This is a genomic window from Desulfatitalea alkaliphila (assembly GCF_022968795.1).
Classification (GTDB): Bacteria; Desulfobacterota; Desulfobacteria; order Desulfobacterales; family Desulfosarcinaceae; genus Desulfatitalea; species Desulfatitalea alkaliphila.
In genome coordinates, this window is record NZ_JALJRB010000063.1 from 1 (window position 1) to 2,096 (window position 2,096).

A 2,096-nucleotide genomic window follows, 5' to 3' on the forward strand; every position below is an offset into this window, starting at 1 on the left:
CGGAATCGATGTATTGGCGGTTATCCACGACGCCCGGTTACTACCTGATGAACTTTAGATCAGCGCAGCGTCGATTTCCTCCGGTTTCACAACAGGTAAAGCGGTTGACTTTACCTCAAGATATGGAATGCCCCGTGGCAGCAGGCAGGACGATGTAGCCTCTTTTTGAAACGACGACACTTTCCGGTTTCAAGTTGCACATCTCCTTTGTTGCAGTTATGACGATAGTATGCAGCTATTGAAAATTTATCAATTAATCATTAATGTTGCAGCAACAGGGCAAAGGCGAGATAGCAACGGAGGAGAAGAAACTGTATATCTGTGGTACGTCCCCTACTTCCCGTCCCCTATTTCCCCTACTTCCCCCAAAACTGAATTTCTGAGGTACGTCCCCTACTTCGCGTAGTATGCAGCTATGCACGAATTGTCAATCAATCGTTAATCTTACAGCAACAGGCCAAAGACGAGATAGCAACGAAGGATAAGAAACTGAATATTTGTAGTATGTCCCCTATTTCCTAAGGAGCTGCAACTGCATTTCTGACGTACGTCCCCTATCTTCTCTCCAATAAATGAATATATGACGTACGTCCCCTATCTTCTATTTATGACGTACGTCCCCTATCTTCTATCTTCCCCGTCCCCTATCTTCCCAGATTTCTGCTACCGGAAACGCCATTTATTAGTTCTACATTTTTAGTTAAAAGCAGAGTTCTCGACCGAAATAAATACCAACCTATCAATTTTGCTTACCTCAACATTTGGGTCATGCAAATTCTCATAAACTGTGTCGAATCCGTATTTTTTCAAGGCTCTGTAAAGCGACTTTCTCGTAAACCAGAAAGAAGCTGCATTATCTAACGATGACCACAGGGCTTTCTCTTTCTCTGCAACCGTGGCATTCGATTCGAATTCCTTATAATTCCTTCCATCAAAAATGTCACCATCATATTCAATAGATAAAATTTTTCCTAATTTAAAGGGATTATCTTTAGGGTCGAGATCGTCTATTGCTATATGCGTATCTAATATAAGAATTCCACCTTTACTGAGTATTTTTGATATGCTGTGAATAAGTTCTAAAGCTGATTGAGCATCAAGATGGTAAAAAATGCCACAACACAAAACAATATCAAAATTTCCATATTTCTCTATAGTAAAATTTCGAACGTCATCCTGATGGAATGTACATTTTTTTAACCCAATGACATCTTTGACAAATTGAGCTTTTACCAAGTTTGTATATCGTCCTTCAATCCCAACAGTTTCGGCCCCAAGTTTTGCAAACTCAATAGCGAATAGGCCCTCCAGACAGCCCAAATCTGCCATCTTAACTTGTTCCCACCTGTCGAAATGGAAATCTCTGAGAATTTTTTTATAAAAATCAACCCGCCACATATCTCCAACATCTTTATCGCATGTGTGAAGGCCATATCCCAAATCGATATTATGAGATGTCCATTCACCATATTGCGCGATGATATTATTACGTTTTTTAACAAGTTCATCTTTAGAGAATTTAGCCATATGATGCATACTTTCCTTTCAATGCCGTTGAATCAACACACCGGCTTGTACGCCGGATAGAATTTTTTTTGTTCATCACCGATTTTCGCGTAGCTTAAAGCGTCACAGAAAAATAACATCCCAGCGGATCTCAGCTGAAGTTCAAAACCATCCTCGAGCCATCCAAGCACGGCAATTGACCGGGCAAATTTTCCCACGGAACCTGGCGCAGGATCGGGTTGTGTGCTCGCTTGGGATAGATGATATTGACGCTTTTGCCCTGCACCTCGACAATGCCTTTACCACTTACAAAATGTCGATACAATTTAGGTGCGTCGCAGTCTTCGAAGCCGCGCAGTTTTTTGGCCAGCATGGTGTAGAGGGTGTCTGCAATCATCGTCAGTGCGATGTCGAAGTGCACCTTTATCGCTATCGGCGATGATAATGCATTGAGGTGAAAGAACTTCACGGCTTCGACGATACCGTTTTCAACACGCCACCTGCGGGCATAGTTGCCCACCAAACGCTCCACGGGCATTTGAAAATCGTTGGTGATCACAAATGCCGGTTTTTCACGGCCATTGCCGCGC

General features: G+C 42.5%; 2 protein-coding genes. Both read right to left on the reverse strand.

The window, feature by feature from the left end:
• Window positions 1–696: 696 nt before the first annotated feature.
• Complete coding sequence (locus tag MRX98_RS21630; protein ID WP_246915197.1) at window positions 697–1,527, reverse strand: class I SAM-dependent methyltransferase; 831 nt, start codon at window positions 1,525–1,527, stop codon at window positions 697–699.
• A 130-nt stretch (window positions 1,528–1,657) separates the two neighbouring features.
• Window positions 1,658–2,096: hypothetical protein (locus MRX98_RS21635; protein WP_246915199.1), on the reverse strand; the 439-nt coding region annotated here is incomplete at its 5' end.

Bases quoted from the DNA above. Each gene is read 5' to 3' on its own strand.
- MRX98_RS21630 (WP_246915197.1), bottom strand. From the start codon at position 1,527: ATGGCTAAATTCTCTAAAGATGAACTTGTTAAAAAACGTAATAATATC.